9 protein-coding genes are annotated in these 20,378 nt (G+C 45.6%); 4 read left to right on the top strand and 5 right to left on the bottom strand.

The window, feature by feature from the left end; all coding sequences use genetic code 11:
- The first annotated feature begins 585 nt into the window (after positions 1–585).
- Positions 586–1,566 (top strand): hypothetical protein, encoded by a 981-nt coding sequence (locus tag QUA47_RS07125; protein WP_333430216.1) that lies wholly within the window; start codon positions 586–588, stop codon positions 1,564–1,566.
- A 214-nt stretch (positions 1,567–1,780) separates the two neighbouring features.
- Here QUA47_RS07125 and clpP read toward each other — a convergent pair whose 3' ends face one another.
- Positions 1,781–2,413 carry an ATP-dependent Clp endopeptidase proteolytic subunit ClpP gene (gene clpP / locus QUA47_RS07130; RefSeq protein WP_333047400.1) on the bottom strand — a complete coding sequence of 211 codons (633 nt, stop codon included), beginning with the start codon at positions 2,411–2,413 and terminating at the stop codon, positions 1,781–1,783.
- Between the two features lie 1,026 nt (positions 2,414–3,439).
- Between clpP and QUA47_RS07135 the strand changes: the two genes are divergently transcribed.
- Both QUA47_RS07135 and QUA47_RS07140 read left to right on the top strand, forming a co-directional pair.
- Positions 3,440–7,351, top strand: coding sequence for a PAS domain-containing protein (locus tag QUA47_RS07135; RefSeq protein WP_445302490.1), 3,912 nt, complete (start codon positions 3,440–3,442; stop codon positions 7,349–7,351).
- A gap of 213 nt (positions 7,352–7,564) precedes the next feature.
- Complete coding sequence (locus QUA47_RS07140; protein ID WP_333430218.1) at positions 7,565–8,959, top strand: transposase; 1,395 nt, start codon at positions 7,565–7,567, stop codon at positions 8,957–8,959.
- Positions 8,960–9,117: 158 nt separating this feature from the next.
- On the opposite strand, the gene QUA47_RS07145 is transcribed toward QUA47_RS07140, so the two are convergent.
- From QUA47_RS07145 to QUA47_RS07155, 3 genes are all read right to left on the bottom strand, one after another.
- Positions 9,118–10,338, bottom strand: a complete 1,221-nt coding sequence (locus QUA47_RS07145; RefSeq protein ID WP_333430219.1) for a heparan-alpha-glucosaminide N-acetyltransferase domain-containing protein — start codon at positions 10,336–10,338, stop codon at positions 9,118–9,120.
- A gap of 156 nt (positions 10,339–10,494) precedes the next feature.
- Positions 10,495–11,907 carry an adenylate/guanylate cyclase domain-containing protein gene (locus QUA47_RS07150; RefSeq protein ID WP_333281163.1) on the bottom strand — a complete coding sequence of 471 codons (1,413 nt, stop codon included), beginning with the start codon at positions 11,905–11,907 and terminating at the stop codon, positions 10,495–10,497.
- 48 nt (positions 11,908–11,955) lie between these two features.
- Positions 11,956–17,484 (bottom strand): ATP-binding sensor histidine kinase, encoded by a 5,529-nt coding sequence (locus tag QUA47_RS07155; RefSeq protein ID WP_333430220.1) that lies wholly within the window; start codon positions 17,482–17,484, stop codon positions 11,956–11,958.
- A 355-nt stretch (positions 17,485–17,839) separates the two neighbouring features.
- On the opposite strand from QUA47_RS07155, the gene QUA47_RS07160 reads away from it, so the two are divergent.
- The gene (locus tag QUA47_RS07160; protein ID WP_333430221.1) at positions 17,840–18,721 is read left to right on the top strand and encodes a Cof-type HAD-IIB family hydrolase; all 882 of its coding nucleotides are present in this window, start codon (positions 17,840–17,842) and stop codon (positions 18,719–18,721) included.
- 583 nt (positions 18,722–19,304) lie between these two features.
- Here the strand turns inward: QUA47_RS07160 and QUA47_RS07165 are convergent.
- Positions 19,305–20,195 (bottom strand): alpha/beta fold hydrolase, encoded by an 891-nt coding sequence (locus tag QUA47_RS07165; RefSeq protein ID WP_242718618.1) that lies wholly within the window; start codon positions 20,193–20,195, stop codon positions 19,305–19,307.
- Positions 20,196–20,378: the final 183 nt, after the last annotated feature.

The raw sequence follows: 20,378 nt of genomic DNA on the forward strand, positions 1-20,378 counted from the left end.
GCAGCGCCGAGCACTTTGCGAATTAGAAAGCCCCTGTCGGTTCTTAAAAGATGGCTCGATACTGAAAGCGACGGCTTGAGTCGAGGATGAGCCGATGGAGGGATGGAGAGGGAGAAAATTTGCATTTCTGCCTTCTGCCTTGTTTCCTTCTGCCTTGTTCCTTCTTCCTTTTGAAGTGCCTCTTGCTTCTTGCTTTAGCAAAGAACTTACCGGATCGAGGCAAAATTGCTAGTAGCTCGCTGCTGCGATGCCCCTGTGTTTTGCACGCGATCGGCCCTTGCGGACAGAGGTGCAACGAGCGGGTCGGGAGCAATCTGTGCTGTAGAAAGTGCAAGGTACACAAAACCGGAGACTTTTACTACTTTGGCTTAGTTGCTGTGTCATTTCCTATAGGTAGAAATGACCCCCGATGCTTGTTAGCTTAAACCGCTGGATGTGGGATGGGGTTTAGTGGCGTGTAAGGTTGCGCGGATGACTCACCTTTAATTTATTGTATGTTGAATAGGTGCTTTCAGAAAATTGTTTTCTCTCTGGCTGTACTACACTTAAGTCATAAGCCCCTCCTGGTTTCGGGGTCAAAAAATTATGTTTGCTGAATTTCGCGCCCTTTATCCCGCTGGACAGTTAATCTGTGAGTTGCTGACTGTTCATCACGGTAAGTTTGTTGTTCGCTGTCTGGTTCAGGTTGACGGCAAGACTCTTGTTACGGCTATGTCGGCTGCTGAGTCTGTTGAGGATGCTGAAGACCGCGCCCGGTTGCGAGCGATCGCTGTCCTTGGATTTGCTGCGCCCGATCGTGCGATAGCGAGTGTTGATCCGGCTCCGGTTGCTCCGGTTGCTCCGGTTGCTCCGGTTGCTCCGGTTGCTTCGGTTGCTGCTGTTCCCCCTCCCCTTCCTCCTGCTGTTCCGGTTCCTGTTGGGCCGACAAGTGTTCCTCTTCCGGTTCTAGAAATGCCTGTTGCTGACAAATTGCCTGAAACACATCAAAGCAATTTTGTCAAGACTGAAGCAAAATTAAATGAAGATCCGATCGCACCTGTACCGGAACCGCTGCCTCCAAAGGTCGATCGCGTGGAGGCTACTGGATTTGTACCGAAGCAGTTAGACTCGGACGCTTGGCTTTCTTCCAGCTACGGCGAACCGCTTGAGGAACTCGATGTGCCGACTCCCAGCCAAAGTGAACTGCTACAGGGTGCCGCTGAAGTCAGGGAATTGCAACCGATCGCAGTGGGAATCCCCAGCGATGCGATCGAGGATAATTCTGATACGATCGCCCAAATAGAGGCAATCCTCAGGCGCTTGAAATGGACTAAGAAACAAGAAACTGACTGTCTCGAACAAAATTTCGGCAAGTCGTCGCAGAGAGAGCTTTCTAGCGAACAGTTGGTAGATTTTCTAGAATATTTAGAAATCTACAGCAGAACTACTGAGGAAATCAAACGATTGGGCTGGACTGCCAACCAAGGAAAAGATTATCTCAAACAAGGTTACGGCAAAGAAGCGCGCCATTTCTTAAATCAAGTAGAATTGCTCGACTTCCTGCAATATCTCGAATCTTTGCCTTAGTAATTCTGTAGGGTTTCTAGGTGTGAGGTTTTTTTAGAATAAGCTAAATATAGCAGTTTTCAATTGTATGAAATACAGTAATGACTTAACTGTGACGCCGTATCATGCGCCCCAGCATCTGTAATTCACTCCACTGAAAACTGCTATATGACCGTTAAAAATTAAAAATCAAAAATGAAGAATATTTCCTCATTTTTGATTTTTAACTTTTTATTTAGACGACAGCGGCGATCGGTCTGCTGGCGGAAGGACGGCGATCGATCACTTGATCGACTAATCCGTAGTCCTTGGCTTCTTCAGCGGACATGAAGAAATCCCGTTCGGTATCTTCTTCAATGCGGGAAAGCGGCTGACCGGTATGGTTGGCAAGATGTTCGTTCAGGCGGCGTTTGTGGTACAAAATCTCTTTGGCCTGAATTTCAATATCCGTTGCTTGTCCTTGAGCTCCGCCTAGAGGTTGGTGGATCATAATCCGGGAGTGGGGCAAACTCATCCGCTTGCCTTTAGCGCCGGCACTCAACAGAAAAGCGCCCATGCTGGCGGCCAAACCGAGACAAATAGTGCAAATGTCGGGGCGGATGTGGTTCATCGTGTCAAAAATGCCCATACCTGCTGTTACCGAACCCCCTGGGGAGTTGATATAGAGGTAAATATCTTTCTCCGGGTCTTCGGCGTCTAAAAATAGCAATTGGGCAACGATCAGGTTGGCTAAGTCAGAGTCAACCTGTTGGCCCAAGAAGACGATGCGATCGCGCAGGAGTCGCGAGTAGATATCAAAGGCGCGTTCGCCGCGACCGGATTGTTCTATAACGGTTGGGATCATTGACAGGGCCTGCCTATTACGTATCTTTTTTTTATTTTAGCGATTTGGGTTTATTTGTAGTGAGCCATCGGTGGCGGGCGATCGGCTTTTACGCGCAAAATCCTTAAGTTGGGACGGGTTGAGGCATTTGGGCCGTCGCAATTTCTCGATCGGAAGCTCGATATGCTGTTTCTGCTTTAGACTAATTGCAATCTAACTGAAATAACGAGATAAGTAGTCGAAACAATTCTGTGTAAAGAAACAGGAAGCAATTGCTAGGCAGTAGCCCTTATGCCAGTCTTGACAGTCGGCTTAAATGTTCTCTGGCAGAGCTTGGTAGGCTGTTGAAATCCTCCTTAAGGCAATACTGCGGACTATTTTGAGATAGGGATGCGATGCCTGCGGCCAGCAACGCTTACGCAGTACAGCACAGAAGCGAAAAAAGTTAGTCGAATCGGATTTAAAAACAAACAGAAAAAAAAGCACTCTTTTAGGTTAAGCTAAAAAAACACACAACCTCTTCAGATTTACTGATGATTATTATTCAATCAATATTACAACAAATACCAGGAATTAGTCAACCCCAAAGAAGTTTTTAGGGGTTTTATTTTCAGCTATTTGGCTCGTTTAGGGCAAATTTAAATTTACAAATCTTAGTTGTCGTTATAGTTTTTTTTTTAAGTGGAAGAACTGATAATCGTCAGTTTCGCAAAGGCTTTAACTTTCCACAATTTAATCAAGGCTGCTTAAACAGTGTCGGGACTATTTTTAAGGGAGATCGGTCTGTCTAATTTTTGACAGATATTGAGTAGGAGAGATACCATGTGTTTAAACTGTATGAAATCTTCTAAGAGAAACGATTAAGCGTTGGCCAAATAAATGGATTCAACCCTCACCTTTGGCATTAAGGCAAATTCGGACGCTGGTTGCGGAACAGGGTCAATCCTATTCAATCGTCATTCGAGAGGGCAGCAAACAGCTTTTAGCTCAGTATTTTTAAGCGAGGTATAGTGTGTGAGTGATTTGGTAGATGAGGCTGCTCCTAAAACTTTATTTGCAGGCGATAGCGAGATGGCGATGCGGATACGATCGCACGATTGGTCGCAAACTTCACTGGGGGCGGTCGAAACCTGGTCGGACAGCCTGAAAACGGCTTGGCAAATCCTGTTGACCGAACTCGATCGCACTCAGCACCCGGAAAAGACGCAGCTAGAATCTAATCTTCTGCCGCAGGAGCGCCCATCAACAGATGCCTTGCGCCAAGCTGCCCAAGCCGATGCGTTTCGAGTCAGGCTCACCAATGCGCTACGCCCGCTGAGTGATGCCAATGAGATTCAGGCAACCGCTGCCCGCATTCTCGGGGATTCTTTAGGAGCAAGCCGCGTCATTTACATCGAAGTGTTACCCGGCGGCAAAGAGGTCATCGTTCATAAAAACTACACGAACGGCGTTGCCGAATTGAGTGGGCTGTACCGTCTGGAAGACTTCGGACGCAACCTGACAGACGACCATCGAGCGGGGCGAACAGCGATCGTTCCCGATGTGGCAAACAACCCTAAATACACAGCAAGCCAGAAGGCAAGTTATCAAGCGATTGATATTGCTGCACATATTGATGTGCCGCTGATCAAGAACGCTAGATTTGTCGCGTTGTTGGCGGTGCATCAGGCAAACCCTCGTCCGTGGAGGGAAGATGAGGTGAGACGAGTCGAGGAAACCGCAGAGCAGACGTGGGCAGCCATCGAGCGTGCCCGTGCCGAAGTCGCATTACGCCAGAGCCGCACCGAACTCGAACAGCAAGTGCGGAACTTCGATGCGATCGTAACTGCAATTCCCGATTTTATTTACACCTTTGATTTGGCGGGACGGTTCACGTATATCAGCCCGGGGTTGCTCGATCTTTGGCAGAAAACTTCGGATGAAGCTCTGGGAAAGAACTTTTTCGAGCTAGATTATCCAACCGATTTAGCGACCCGACTTCAACATCAGATTCAACAAGTCATCGAGACGTGCCAGTTGCTCAAAGACGAAACGCCCTACACTAGCGCAATCGGCACGCGCACCTATGAATACATTTTCGTGCCACTTTTATGCATAAACGGTGCAGTAGAAGGAGTGGCAGGCGTGATGCGAGACATCACCGATCGCAAACGGGTAGAGCAAGCCTTGCGCCAAAGCGAGGAGCAGACTCGGAATATTCTGGAGAGCATCGCTGAAGCGTTTTTTGCCCTGGATGAAAACTGGCGGTTCACCTACGTCAATCGCTCTGCCGCGACACTGCTCGATCGCACTCCAAGGGGTTTGATTGGCAAGAATTTATGGGAAGAATATCCAGGACTGATTGGCAATGATTTGGAGCAGATTCACTGGATCGCCATGGGCGATCGTGTGGCTGCGTCAATGACCGCGTTTTACCCGGATCACGATCGCTGGTACGAAGTTCGCACCTACCCAGCGCCAAATGGCATCACCGTTTATTTCAACAATGTTACCGAGCAGATTCAAACTGCCGCAACCCTGCGTCAATCCGAAGAACGCTACCGCACTTTATTTGAGTCGATCGACCAAAGCTTTTGCCTCTGCGAAATGCTGTTTGACGAGAACGGTGAACCGATTGATTATCGCTTTCTGGAAGTCAATCCGATCTTTGAAAAGATGACGGGACTTCAGGATGCAGTCGGGAAAACGGTGCGGGAACTGGTTCCAGATCTGGAAGCGCACTGGTTTGATATCTATGGCCAAGTCGTGCAGACTGGTGAATCTGTGCGGTTTGAGAATCAATCCGCTGCGATGAATCAGTGGTTTGATGTCAACGCTTTTCGAGTCGGCGAACCGCAAAATCATCAGTTTGCCCTCTTGTTCACTGATACAAGCGAACGCAAACGGGCAGAAGAAATTTTGCAGCGAGCCGGCGAATTCGATGCTTTCCGTGTTTCTCTCGCCGACGCGCTGCGTCCGCTTGCCGACCCAGTGGAGATTCAGGCTACTGCCAGCCGTGTGCTGGGTGAATATCTCGGGGCAAACCGGGTGGCATACTTTGAGGTTCGCGGTGCTGATTACGTCGTTGAGCGTGATTACGTCAATGGAGCCTTAGGGATGGCTGGCAACTACCCGATTGATTCGTTCGGGCCGAAGCTGCTCGCAGCATACCGCAGTGGTCGCGCCGTGTCCGCATCTGATGTGGAAGCAGATCCCAACCTATCTCCAGATCAGCGATCGGCCTACGCTGCGATCGAGATTGGGGCATACATCGGCATACCCCTGGTCAAGGAGGGCGAGTTCGTAGCGGGGCTGGCAATCCACACATCCGAGCCGCGAGCCTGGACACTGGACGAGGTGTCCCTGGCCGAAGAAGTGGCCGAGCGCACTTGGGCGGCAGTGGAACGCGCCCGCGCCGAAGCAGCCTTGCGAGACACTGAGGAGCTAAAGCAACGCATACTCCAAAGCAGCCAAGATTGCATTAAAGTCTTAACGCTCGATAGCGAAATTGTCTATATCAATCCAGGCGGATTCTGCTTGTTGGAAATCGACGATCCGTCACTCGTTCTAAACACCAGTTGGCAAGATATCTGGCAAGGTAAATATTATGAAAATGCCAAGGCGGCGATCGCGGCTGCCAAAGCGGGCAACGTCGGTCAGTTGCAAGGCTATCTTCCCACTTGCAAGGGCACACCAAAATGGTGGGACATCATTATCACACCCGTGCGGAATACCACTGGAGAAGTGACGCAACTTTTAGCAATTTCACGTGATATCACGAAGCAAAAGCAAGCTGAAACTGAACTGGAACGAATGCTGGCGCAAGAGCAAGTTGCACGAGAATCTGCCGATCGCGCTAACCGAATCAAAGATGAGTTTTTGGCGGTGCTGTCCCATGAATTGCGATCGCCACTCAATCCGATTCTCGGCTGGTCAAAACTATTGCAGCAGAGAAAATTGGACGCGGCAAAAACCGCAATGGCATTAGAGACGATCGAGCGTAACGCGCAACTCCAAGTGCAACTCATTGACGATTTGCTCGACATCTCTAGGATTTTGCGCGACAAACTGATTTTAACCGTGATGCCCGTCGATCTGAGTAAAGTCATCTCAGAAGCCCTAGAAACGGTTCGCTTGGCTGCAGAAGCGAAAGCCATTCAAATTGACACAACGATTTTACCCAGTGTTGGCATCGTAATCGGCGATGCTGGGCGCTTGCAGCAGGTGGTTTGGAATCTGTTGTCTAACGCAGTCAAATTCACACCTCAGCGGGGACAAGTCGCTATCACCCTCACTTTGGATGAAACCCACGCTCAAATTAAAGTTACCGATACTGGAAAAGGGATTCGCTCTGATTTCCTGCCCTATGTCTTCGAGCATTTCCGGCAAGAAGATGGAGCCACCACCCGCAAATTTGGCGGCTTGGGATTAGGACTGGCAATCGTGCAGCAAATTGTGCAATTGCACGGGGGAACAGTCGCGGTTGATAGCCCGGGTGAAGGACAAGGAGCTACGTTTACAGTTCGGCTTCCGCTTGCGCCTCGCTCTCAGGAATTGCCAGGGATCGAGCAGCCATCCGACTCAACCGCCGGAGATTTAAGCGGCATTCATGTCTTAGTCGTGGATGATGAGGCAGACTCACGCGAGTTTGTGGCGTTTGTTTTAGAACAAGCGGGGGCGAGCGTCACCAGCGTTTCCTGTGCAACTGAAGCACTGCAAGCATTGTCCCAAGCGGTTCCAGAGATCGTTGTCAGTGATATTGGGATGCCAGAAATGGATGGCTATATGTTGATGCGTCACATTCGTAGCCTGCCGCTTGAGCAAGGCGGACAAATTCCAGCGATCGCTCTCACAGCCTATGCTGGAGAGATGGATTTACAGCAAGCGATCGCCGCAGGCTTTCAACGTCACCTTGCCAAACCTATTGACCCAGATGCAGTGGTTGCGATCGTCACCGAATTAGCTAACCAGACGGGAATCCCCACACTATATCGCTTCGATTAGTGTGGGATGAAAGGCGCGTGAGACTCCTGATTCCACCCGTGGATCAATTCAAGACATAGTTTTGAACAGTAAACGGGTGGATGACGAGACGAACAATCTCTTTATTTAATAAACCAACCTTGCTATTTAATAAATATAATTATTCACTCGCTTGACAAAGTGTAGTATTTTCTGGTTATTTTATAATAATAAATGCGTCAAGGTCGTAGCGCAATGAAGACAACATATCAGTACCAGTTCTATCCCGAAACCAAACAAAAGCTAACTCTCAACCAGTGGTTAAGAATCTGCCGTTATTGGTACAATCGCCAGCTAGGTGATCGTTTCGATTGGTGGGAGATGAACAGGACTACTGTAAACGCTTGTCCATTGATTGCTAGTATCTCTGCGCCTAGGGAAAAACCCAACTACTACTCGCAAAAGCAACAATTACCCGTCCTTAAGAAAGACTTGGTAAAAGTTTTTCATAGTGGTGAGCTGCTGGACTTTAAACAGGTAGACTCAACCATTCTGCAAGATGTTTCTAAGCGAGTAGATAAAGCCTTTGAGCGGTTTATCGCAGGGGATAGCAAGGGTGGGCGATCGGGTAGACCCCGATTCAAGACTGAAGCGGATTATCGCACGATGACTTTTTCTACGGCTAACAACGATTGGATTAAATTAATTCGCAAGAAGTGGATTTATATTCGATTGCCGAAGTTAGGAGTTGTAAAAATTCGGATGCACCGCTCAATTCCCGCTGGATTTACCATCAGGCAAGCTAGTGTTACTAGGAAGGTTGATGGTTGGTTTATTCAGTTAATGCTTGAAGATGCTTCTGTTCCGGAATTCACACCTGATAAAGTTAGCCCCACTTGGGATAACTCGGTGGGTTTGGATGCAGTGCTGCACGAAGATGTTTATTTGGCAACGTCGTCGGGTGAAAAGCTACCCTCGTTAAAACCACTTCGTACAAATCAAGCCAAGTTAGACCGGATTTCTAGGAAGCGAAACAAGCGGAAACGAGGCTCTAGAGCTAGACGCAAATTAGCCAAAAAAGAAGCTAAACAGCACCAAAAGATAGCTCGTTCTCGTCAAGATTTTCATTACAAGACGGCTCACCGATTAGTACGCTCAGGAGCTAAATTCTTTTTTCATGAAGACTTGAACCTCAAGGGCTTAACAAAACGGAACAAAGTTAAGCAGGATAATGAAGGGACTTACCTTCCGAACGGTCAATCAGCCAAATCAAGACTGAATAAATCTTGGTTGGACGCTGCATTTGGTCAATTTTTTAAGACGCTGGAATACATAGCCGAAAAAGCTGGATCAGTCGTCGTTCCGCAAAAACCTGCTTACAGCTCAATGGTTCTGTGCTATCGGAATGAAATCGTTTTCACCGATTGTAGCTTTCGAGGCTATTGGGATGAACAGCATTCTTTGATGGTCGATCGCGATATTAACGCTTCGATTAATTTGAAGAAACTGGGGTTGGGCATTTTCCCCAGTATAAAACGCCGTAACGGGAATCTTTCTGTAGTAGGAACTATGGATGACAGTACCGCAAAGGAAATCTTGTATACCCTTCATCGGGCTGCAAGAAGCCCACGTCATACTGTACTCAGTTGATATGGGAGTATGTCACTATGCTCTTGTAGTTAATTTAGTAATTAAACAATATAGTCAGCCAGAGTTTTGCCGTGGTATTCATCGACAATACCCAAAGCCTTTTCAAGTAGACCAGGTGCTACCCAGAAAAGAGGTAGATCCACTACATACCAAACCACTCAAATTTTTATCGCCCAATCACGTCGGTACATTCCATACAAAATTAACCACCAAAATAAGACCGCCGTCACGGCAAATGCCAGGGAACCATTCAGCGGCCCCGCCCACGGCAAAAACCAGTTCTCGTAAATCCAAGTGTAGGTACTTGGAGCATTTTCACCAGTGCCGATATGGGTTTTTAGAAGAATTCTGGCGACAATACCAGAAGCAACAAACAGGAAAATTGCATTCAATCCCATGATTTCAAACGGTCTCCCCCATTTCCAACCTCGCACTTCTATTGTGTCGTAGCAAACTGCTAGTAATAGCAACGCCCAACCAGCGGTAAACACTACATAGGAACTTGTCCAAAGTTGTTTGTTGATCGGAAATAAAAATCCCCACAAACGGCCGATTACTACGCAACGGAACCCCCAGATTGCTAAGTTTAAACTGGTGCGGGTTTTGATTTGCTGTACGCGCAGCCATTCTCCTGTAAAGTAGCCGATCAGGACTGTGACAACTGCGGGTAAGGTACTCAACAATCCTTCGGGGTCGAAGGGGCCGCCTTTGTACAGGCGTTGGCTACCGAGAATTAGCCGATCGACATATCCCCCTAAATTGCCCTCTGGCGTGAGTTCGCCGGCAGTGTACCCCCCTACAGCAAATACGGTTAAGGCAGCCCAATAGCCCAAAAGTACGGCAACAGCGAGCAGTTTTTGATTGCGGGGGGAAAGGTTGAGAATGGCGATCGCACTGATGAAATAAGCTAAGCCGATGCGCTGCAATACTCCCATGATGCGGATTTTACCGAAGTTTTCAAGCGGGGCGCTGTTGAGAAGTACGTCAAGGGCGATCGAAGATGTATTTAGCAGCAATCCTAATATAAATAAAATCGCGGCGCGGCGCGCAATTCGCCAGTAAATATTTGAATAAGGAAGAAGGAATAAGGAAGAAGAAAGAGGGTTTTTGGCGGATTCTGATTTTTGCTTTATTTGTCTAATTTTTGAGGTTTCTATTCCGGTTTTTGGATAATTTTGAATATATTTAGACAGCGAGAAAGACATCGCGCAGCCAACGATGAACAAGAAAAACGGAAATATTAAGTCTGTCGGGGTGCAGCCGTGCCATTCTGCGTGCTTTAGCGGTGGATACACCTGTTCCCAACTGCCGGGGTTGTTGACTAGAATCATGGAGGCGATCGCAATTCCGCGAAAAACATCAAGGGATTTGAAGCGCATAAATTAAGTTATTTGTTCACTGTTCACTGTTCACCGTCCACTGTTCACTATCTTAGCGGATGCCCATTTCCTAATTCTTTTCGGCCCAATGCCCCATGCCCCATGCCCCATGCCCAATTCCCAATTCCCAATTCCCCATTCCCCATTACCCCTCAACTAAATTTCAATACCTTCCAGAGTCATAATTACTGCATTTTTCATCAACATCTCGCAGCGTTCTGCATAAAAAGCTGCGGCCTTATCATACTTGTTGACTTGCAAGACGCGCAGAAACATTTGCCTTGCTTGCGCGAATTGCTGCTGGTAGTGAAAAAAAATTCCCTGTTCAAAATAAGTTTGAGTTTGTGCTTTTAGTTCGATCATTGTCGGCGAGTCGCCGTCGTAAATTTCAAAGACAGCAACAGGTGTTTGTTTTCCTTTTACTTGAACGCGATCGAGAAATCGGCACTTGTAATGTTGAGGATCGTCTATCCGGCAAAGGGTTTGGACGCTAGCTACAATAGCCACCCCATAAAGCTTTGTCAATCCTTCCACGCGGGAAGCTAAATTAACGGCATCAGAAATCACCGTACTTTCCATTCGTTCCGCTTCGCCAATCGTACCTAACATTAAAGTCCCCGTATGCAAACCAATCCCTATCGAAATAGGTTGATAGCCACTGTTTTGCCTGTGTTTGTTATAAATCTTCACTTGCTGCTGCATCTCAATTGCTGCTTGCACAGCATCTTCAGCCCTGTTAGGAAACAAAGCCATAATCCCGTCACCAATGTATTTATCTATAAAACCGTTGTACTCGCGGATAACTGGGCCAACTCGGCTTAAGTAAGAGTTAATAAATTCAAAGTTTTCTCGGGGAGACATACTTTCTGACAGACTTGTAAATGAGCGAATGTCGGCAAACATAATCGTCATTTCTGCTTGTACAGAGTCTCCTAGTCTGGCATCAACTATGCTTTCTCTTTTGAGAAACTTCAAAAATTCACGGGGTACAAAACGGGCTGATGCGGCTGCAATTTTTTCTAGTTCGCTTTTGCTGGATTCGATTTGATTGAGCGATCTAAATGCTCTCAGTGCGGTGACTACTGTGGTAAATAATTTTTTGTTAGTAAGTTCTGTTTTGGTTTTGTAATCATTGATATCGTAGCTGACAATTACTACATCTTCTGGTACTTGTCCGGGCTGTCCCGTGCGTAAAATAATCCGCACAATTTGATTATTTAAAATATCGCGGATGTATTTAACTACTTCCAAGCCTGCTTCTTCTGTTTCCATAACTACATCGAGTAAAATCAATGCTATGTCGTAGTTATTTTGGATTATTTCTTTAGCTTCTTTTCCTGAGTAAGCGCTGATAAATGTTATACTTTTTCCTTCAAATTTAAAATCGTTTAACGCTAGTTTAGTAATATTATGAATTTCTATTTCATCATCTACAATTAATATTTTCCAACTGTCTTCTAGCGGTTTTTGTTCCGCCTCGTCTTCCTCTGCAAATATTAATTCATCGTCGCCCGCCGCGATTAATTCCTCATCGCCTGCAGCCAACAGGTTTTTACTAGCTTCTGACATATATCGTTCTCCTATATAAAACTTATATCCATGTTGGCGGTCTAATAACTAATTGCTCATTTTAGCGGGAAATTCAATCATAAATTTTGTGCCTTTATTTACTTGACTTGTGCAGTTAATTGTGCCTTTTAGTTTTTGAGTAACAAGGTTATAAATAATGTGCAGTCCCAATCCCGTGCCTCCCTGACCTCTTTTGGTGGTAAAAAACGGTTCAAAAATTTTACTTAGATTTTCTGGGTCAATTCCTTTGCCGTTATCGGCATATTCAAATATTAGCCGATCGCCCTCTAGTTTGAAATCAAAAGCCAGAACTCCTTCGTCTTCTCCATCGTAGGCGTGAATTAGGGAATTCAACACCAGATTTGTCACAATTTGACACACTACGCCCGGGTAACTGTCCACTACAATATTTTCATCACACTTAATGTGTATTTTGTGCTTAGTTCTTCTTAGTTTGGCTGTTAAGGATGTCAAAATTTCCTCTAGATAGTTTTTAACATTAAACGTGCGTTTTAACTCGCTCGACTGATCTACAGCTACTTCTTTAAAACTGTGAATCAAGTCGGCTGCCCGCGTGAGGTTAGATAAGATCATATTACTGCTTTGCATGGCGGTATCCAGAAACTTTTCTAACTCGGAACGTTTTATTTGGCCGTTACTGTAAACCTCAAAAAACTTTGTGGCTTTTTCAGCAAGCAGGGAGGCGGCGGTGATGCCGATGCCGATGGGAGTATTGATTTCGTGGGCAACACCTGCAACCAACCCGCCGAGCGCAGCCATTTTTTCCGACTCTACGAGTTTATTTTGAGCCGATTTTAAGTCTTCTAAAGTTTGGGAGAGCTCGGAGGTACGCTGCTGTACTAAATTTTCGAGATTCTGATTGAATTGGTGCAAGTTGGCGTAAAGTTGGGCATTTTCGATGGAGATAGAAATTTGAGATGACAGCAGTTTTAATATTTCTAACCTATCTTGTGTAAAAGCGCCTGTAGTCAGATTGTTTTCTAAATATAGAATACCAGTGAGTTGGCTTTGATTAATTAACGGAGTGCAAAGAATTGATTTAGGTTGAACAGCCATTATATAGGGTGTGCGAGTAAATTGTCCTTCGCGGCTGGCATCGTTTAAAACTATACTTTGCTGGGTGCGGGCGACGTAATTCACAACTGCAACTGCCAGCAAAGTTACTTCTCGATCGTCGGCTACAAAATCTATCGGAATTGATTGCATGACAGCAACGCGATCGACATCTACAGAGCCTGATGCTTCAATCACCCATTGACCCTCTTTTTCTAGTATTAAAAAGCCTGTTTGCGCCCCCGCATTTTCAATAACAATTTTCATCATTTTTGCCAGCAGTTTGTCGAGAACTATTTCGCCGGCTAAGGTTTGCGATGCTTTAACTGCTGTGGTCAAGTCTAGCACGCCTGCACTGTCGTTCGTAGTGGAAGCGCTGCTGGTAGATTTGTGAGTTTCAATATTAGTTGAAATCGAGCTTGAAGTTAGCAAGTGCGAGTATTTCGATTCTAAATGCGCTGCTTTGGCTGTTGCTCCCCAGCGCTGATAGCAATAACGCGCTTCTGTCAAGTAAGTTTTAGAACTTTTTTCTCGTCCTATCGATAGATAAAATGCTCCTGCCAATTCTGCTGCTAGCGCTTGGACTTGTATGTATCCGTTTTCTTGGGCTCCTTCAATTGCGCGATCGTAATATTCCATTGCTCTCACAACATTGCCCAAAACCCGCGCTTTTTCTGCCGTAAGTAAGTCGCATTTGTGCTGAAGATTCATGGGCGCCAAAAGTGCTTTTTGTTGCAGTTTCTTCCGGTTACTGACCGCGTAAAAAATATGCTCTTCTTGTTCCTCATTGGTCGCAGATGGATAGGCTGCTAAGCGGGCTAGAGAATCGTAAAACTGGTATTCAGAAACATTAATAAAGCCTGCAACTCCGTCTAAATATACTTCGGCTTGCGCTGCATTTTCTAGCGCTGTAGCGGTATCCCCAAATAAATACGCTAGTATTAATTTTTGCACATAAAAGTGCTGTAGCCCCACCCGATCGTTAGCTTTCAACAGCAGCGACAACAATTTTTGTTCGCTGTATGCTTCATCTAATATAAGGTGTGGACTTTCCAATTTCCCCATCAATTCCAAAATAGTTTGCCGATATATTTGATTCCAATTCAAGACAGTTTCTTGCTTGAGTTGAAACAGCAAATGGTTGTAACTTACCATTCTCCGTTCCAGTTGGGGCAATTCTTGACCGATGAAATACAAAGACTGACAAATATTTACTGCTGCATATCCGACACATTCTAAATCCCCATTTTCTAGCGCGCTTTGATAGGCGTCCTCTAATAGCGGCAAAGAGTCTTTAACGTGATGCTTGCCGTTCATCAAAATGAATGCTACTAAATTAAGCGTTTTGCTTTTGAATTCTAACGCATTTAATCTCTCGCTCAAATTTAAAGCTAATTGACCAAAGCGATCGCCAGATTCAATATCTCTAACTATTCCTTTTAAAATGGCTCCGTAATTAGCATAGCCGAAGGCAGAAAAAGTAGAGTTTCCGTAATTAATAGATAAATTAACTTGCTCGCACACAATCAGCGGCAGCAGCACAGGTTCAACTATAAATGTAGCTGAAAACATACTGGAAAGCACGCGCATAGTTGCTAGCTTGTGCGGATTTGTCATAATCGGCAAGTTAATTAAATCTTCTATTTTCTTTCCGGTTAAGTAAGCTGCGGTTTTAGCCAGTGCTTGCTGAATGTGGAGGGGAATCGGCGATTCGGGAAAGTTTATTCCTAACATTTTTAGTGCTTCGCGACCAATTTTTACCGATTCTTGGAGTTTGGCTTGCATCGCACAAGCTATGATTCTGATTTCAAATACTTTGATTTTGTCTAGTTCATTTTTTGCGTGTTGCAGGACAATTTTCGCCCATTTTTCCATTGGCTCAAAGTCGGTATTGAGGTAAGCAGCTTCTGCTGCTGACTCGTAGAGTGCAAGAGTCAATTCGTAGTCAGTTTCCCAACTTTCCGGGGGCAGCAGTTCAATACCTGCGGTTAAATATTTCAGGGCAAGTTCGTAAGCTGCACTTGCTTTTGCTTTGCGGCCTGCAATTAAATTTAATTTGCATAAATGAAGTTGTTCTAATTGGCTGGTGATGATTTCTTTGGCAAAATTTAGTTGGTTTACGGTATCGAAAATATGCTCTTCTAATTGCTCTGGCGGTGCATTGCGTAATAAAAAACTGCCTATTTTTAGATGAATTTCTTGTTTTTGAGAATCGGATATTAAAGCATAGGCTGCTTGCTGCACTCGCTCATGCAAAAATTTGTAAGTTGCGCTCAAAATATCAGCCACTGGCAGGGAAAATTTATCGGTAAAGTCTCTAGATATTGTGTCTGTTACTTCTGTGCTTGCTGCTAGTGCGAGCGGCATTTTGTAGGCGTTATTCACGAGCAAAATCAGACCGGACTGAAGTGCCTCACCGAGGTCGGTTGCTGCGGACGCCAGAGGTTTTTCGGCGATTGTCGAGAGAGTTTTTAAATCAAATTTGTTTCCGATACAAGCGGCTACTTTAAGCAGTTCCTGGGTAGCCTCTGAAAGTTTCTGAATGTTATCTATCATTAATTCGACAACATTGTCAGTTATTCCCATTTCTTGTATTTGTTCGATCTCCCACTGCCACTCGCCTGTGATATGGCATTTTTTCACAATTTGCTCTGAGATTGGTTGCGCTAAGGCCGACAGGTTAGATTCAGCTAGCTTGACCAAATTATTCGAGGGTAAAACTTTAAATTGAATTAAGTTTTTTGAGTTAAGAAATTTAATCAATTGAGTTAAAAAGAATGGATTTCCAGCGGTTTTTCGGAAAAGCAATTCTGCTAAACTTAGGGATTTTTCTGGGGCGCAGTTCAAAGTATCGGCAACGAATTGGTTGACGCTGCTTATATCTAACGGCGGAAGGGCGATCGCCCTCACAGTTCCGCCTGCTTTTTTAATTGCTTCGGCGGTCAGCATTAGGGGATGATTTGCATCTACTTCCTGCTCTCTATAAGCTCCAATTATTAATAAATATTGAGTTTCTAGGTCAGTTGCTACCAGTTCTATTAACTTGAGAGAGGCTGAATCGACCCACTGCAAGTCGTCGAGGAAAATTACTAGGGGGTGTTCTTTTTGAGCAAAAACGCGGATGAAGTTTTGAAATACTAAATTAAAGCGATTTTGAGATTCATTTGCTCCTAAATCGGGCACGGGGGGCTGCGGCCCGACAATCAGTTCTACTTCAGGAATAGCTTCAATAATTACTTGGCAGTTGCCGCCGAGTGCTTTTAAAATTTTTTGTTTCCAAACATGAATTTGTGCGGCATTCTCTGTGAAAATTTGCCGTAACAAATCTTGAAAAGCTTGGAGCAAAAAAGCGTAGGGAATATCGCGCTTAAATTGCTCAAATTTGCTGTCAATAAAATACCCGTTTTCCCGCCGAATCGGCTTGTAAACTTCATATACTAACGACGATTTGCCCACACCTGCACCACCCGAAATCAGCACGATTTCTGTATTGCCTCGCCTCATCCGCTGGAAAATACTGAGAAGCATATTAACTTCTGCTTCTCGCCCGTAAAATTTTTGCGAAATTTGCAGGTGACTTGACTGATCATGTTCACCGAGGGTTATGTGGGAAATTTTGCCTGTTGTTTGCAGTTGAGCGAGACAATTTTCCAAGTCGTACAAAAGTCCGAAAGCACTTTGATACCTGTCTTCGGCTGTTTTTGCTAAGAGTTTTATGACGATATCGGAAACGACTTGAGGAATCTCTTTGGTTCCTAGTTGATTGATTCTGCCTTCTATGCTTCTGCTTTCTACTTTTTGCTTTCTGTTTTCACAAGGAAAAACTGGCGTTTTAGCAATATGGCAGTGTACTAATTCCATGGGATCGATCGCCTGAAAAGGCAATTCGCCACACAGCATTTCGTAAAAGGTGACGCCTAAAGAATAAAAATCGGTGCGGTAGTCGATCGCCCGATTCATGCGTCCCGTTTGTTCAGGAGACATATAGGCGAGAGTGCCTTCGAGTAAATGGGGATGGCTGGGGGCGGGGTTTTCGCCCGGTAGCAGGGAGGCGATCGCAAAATCAGCAATCTTGACATCTCCTGTCTCGATATTGACAATAATATTGCTGGGTTTAATATCTTTGTGAATAATGTGGTGTTCGTGAAGTTGCCCAATAGTTTCTGCTAGTTTGATGCCAATATGCAGAAATTGTTGTAACTCTAGCTGGTTGTTGCTGAGAAAGTCTTTTAGGGAAATGCCACCAAAATCTTCTAAAACTAAAACAGGAAAGTGATTGTATGTTTCTATTTTGTAAAGCTTGACTATTCCGGGCAAACTCAAATTTTTAAGAATTTCGGATTCGTGCAGGAGTTGGGATATTTGCGCTGGGGTAGGGTATGTCGGCGTGAGAGTTTTGAGGATAACGGGTTTTTCTTCCTCAAGCTGCATCCCTCGATAAATAACTGTGTGAGGGTTTGTATAAAGTTCTTCGTCAATGCGGTATCCAGGGATAGAAATCATGATATTGGGGGTAATTTGAAATATCTGGTTATACAATTTTAAATGTTAGATTGGGAATGATTGATGACATAAGGTTTTGGCTCAGACGTACAATTGCATTCTTTTTTGCCACAAGTATTATTAAGTAAGTGGAAATACACATCGCGATCCAGTGCGGTTTTTACGGCAGTAAACTGGCTACTATTATATAGCTGAGCTAAAACCATCCCTAAAGAGTTCTCCTCGATACTTTTTTTGTCGCTTATTTACTTATCTATATTTTAGTCTTCAAAAAATCAGAAGTCGCACTTTGCTATCCCGCCAGTGGCAAAATAAATGGGTGCTTGCAAATCAACAGCTAAAATCTAAAAAAATCATGCAGAATATAACTGCCTCAAATCCAGCTAATGCGACCGATCGCGCTTTTGGCACCGCAGACATTCAATTGCTGGTAGTGGATATAGACGGCACGATCGCAGGTTTGTCAAATACCATCCGAGAACCAGTCAAGCAGGCAATTTTGGCGGCCGAGTCGCGGGGAGTGAAAGTGGCCGTCGCTACGGGCAGGATGTACCGCTCAGCTTTGCGTTTTCACCGCGACATCGGCTCAACATTGCCGCTGATTTGCTACCAGGGCGCGTGGATTCAAGATCACGCTACTCAAAAACGGCTGCGGCACTTGCCGCTGTCGAAACAAACTGCTCTGCAACTGTTAGATTATTTTGAAGAACCGCATTTGCGACCGCTCCTTTCGATCCATTTCTACATTGAGGATCAACTTTACGTGCCGGAAATTACCGCAGCTACCCGAATTTATGCCGAACGATCGGGCATTGAACCAATGGTGATTAAAGATTTGCGGCGAGATCTTCCGGGGGAACCGACGAAAGTTTTGGCTTTGTGCGAGAATCCGGGGGTACTCGACGGCTTGCTCAGCAGTATGCGGCAGCGCTACACGCCTGCGGAGCTTTATTTGACTCGATCGGTTGCTACTTTTTTTGAAGCTACCCATCCTTTGGCGAATAAGGGAGATGCGGTGCAGTATTTAGCGGAGGAACTTTTGGGTTTGCAGGCGGCGAATGTGATGGCGATCGGCGACAATTTTAATGATGTAGAAATGATTGCCTACGCGGGTGTGGGCGTGGCAATGGGCAATGCTCCTGATGGGGTGAAGGCTGCTGCTGATTGGGTGGCGCCGGATGTGGAGGAAGATGGGGTGGCGGCTGCGATCGAACAATTTGTTTTGGGCGATCGTTGATATTTGTAGCACGAATACCGCAGGGGCGGGTTTAGCGACATTTGGAAAAAATGTATATCAACTCGCCCCGACCCAGCGACAATTTATTATTATATAACTCTCTAGTTTTGAGTTCTATGCAATCAAATTTTGATTATAAAAAAAATCCACAATTTCGGATTTTTCGAGATTAAGTCCAGTCAATTACTTTGTTTGCAACATCCGAATATTTATTTAACGAACCGCGAAGACGCTAAGAACGCGTTCGGCGAAGCCGTTCCCGAAGGGTAGGAAGAAATGAAGAAAGCGGGGCGGGCTTACAGATCTTCTGGATGTGAATTTATAGATAATTTCAAACTCTTAAAAATGGGTTCCAACAGAAAGAGCACCGACGACTGGCCGTGTTTCGTCTCGGTGCTCTTACTGGTTCGCTCCTCACACGTCCATCAATATAGCTGACTCAGGAAATTGTGTCAATACTTTTTACAAAAATTGTTTTTTGAGTCGGCTGCTGCCGGGGTGCTGGTGCGGTGGAGCGAGGCTGAACCTTTGTAAGGCAGGGGTTTTTGTCGATCGCCCAAGGGTTGGATTCAGCATAAAAAATTTACTTCAATTCCAGCAGCCAGTCCAAAATCAGAGCGTTGACTTCACTCGGCCGCTCGTCGTGGGGACAGTGGCCGGTGTTGGGAATTGACACAAATTTCACTGGTTTATCGTTGGCGGCCAATTGTTGATAAATCTGGCTGCCGGCGATTGGCGTCCAGGGGTCGTCTGCGCCCCAAAGTACCAATAACGGACGATCGACTTTGGGCAGCAATTCTGACGGTTGAGGGCCTGGAGGGGCAGTGAGAATCGAGGCAAACACTTGTTGAGCTCCGGGCTCGCAGGAGGGGGCGTGGAGGAGTTCTACGAGTTCGTCGGTGATGGCTTCGCGGTTCCCGTAGACTTGGCGCAGGGTGTTGCGGATGCGGTGTTTTTGGCGGATGTTGTTGAACATAAAGGGGCCGATCAGGGGCGATCGAACTAATTTAGTAAAAGTCCCCATTACTACTCGCAGCGGGAAATTCAGTTCGTCGGGCCGGTGGTTGAGCCCGCCAGCACAGTTGATTAAGACTGCACCTGCTGATATTTCTGGATGGTTGGCGACTACCATCAAACTCAGCAAAGCGCCGATCGAATTCCCGACAAATACCGCCGGTTCCTGTACCAGATCCGCCCAGAAATCAGTCAGCAATTCTTCCCACAATTCCAGAGTGTAATCTAGGGCTGGTTTGGCGGAAGCACCGAATCCCAGCAAGTCCAGAGCAAATACGCGATAGCCACCGGCCGCTAGTGGGGGGATATTTTGCCGCCAATGTCCGATCGAAGCCCCAAATCCGTGAATCAAGATCAGAGGGCGGCCGGTTCCTTGGACGGTATATTGGATTTTGTGACCTTTCCAAGTCCAAATTAGCTTTTCAAAACTCGTTGCAGATACTAATTGTTGTGCAGTCACGGCTATTATGTAAAGTTTCGTTAACTACTTTCATCATAGCAGAAGTCAGTAGTCAGTAGTCATGAATTATTGGTTATGTGTTATTGGTTATGTGTTATTGGTTATTGGTTATTGGTTATTGGTTATGTGTTATTGGTTATTTGTTATTTGTTGTAATACCCCATGCCCAATGCCCCATGCCCA

It is taken from the genome of Microcoleus sp. MON2_D5, assembly GCF_036701905.1.
Lineage (GTDB): Bacteria > Cyanobacteriota > Cyanobacteriia > Cyanobacteriales > Microcoleaceae > Microcoleus.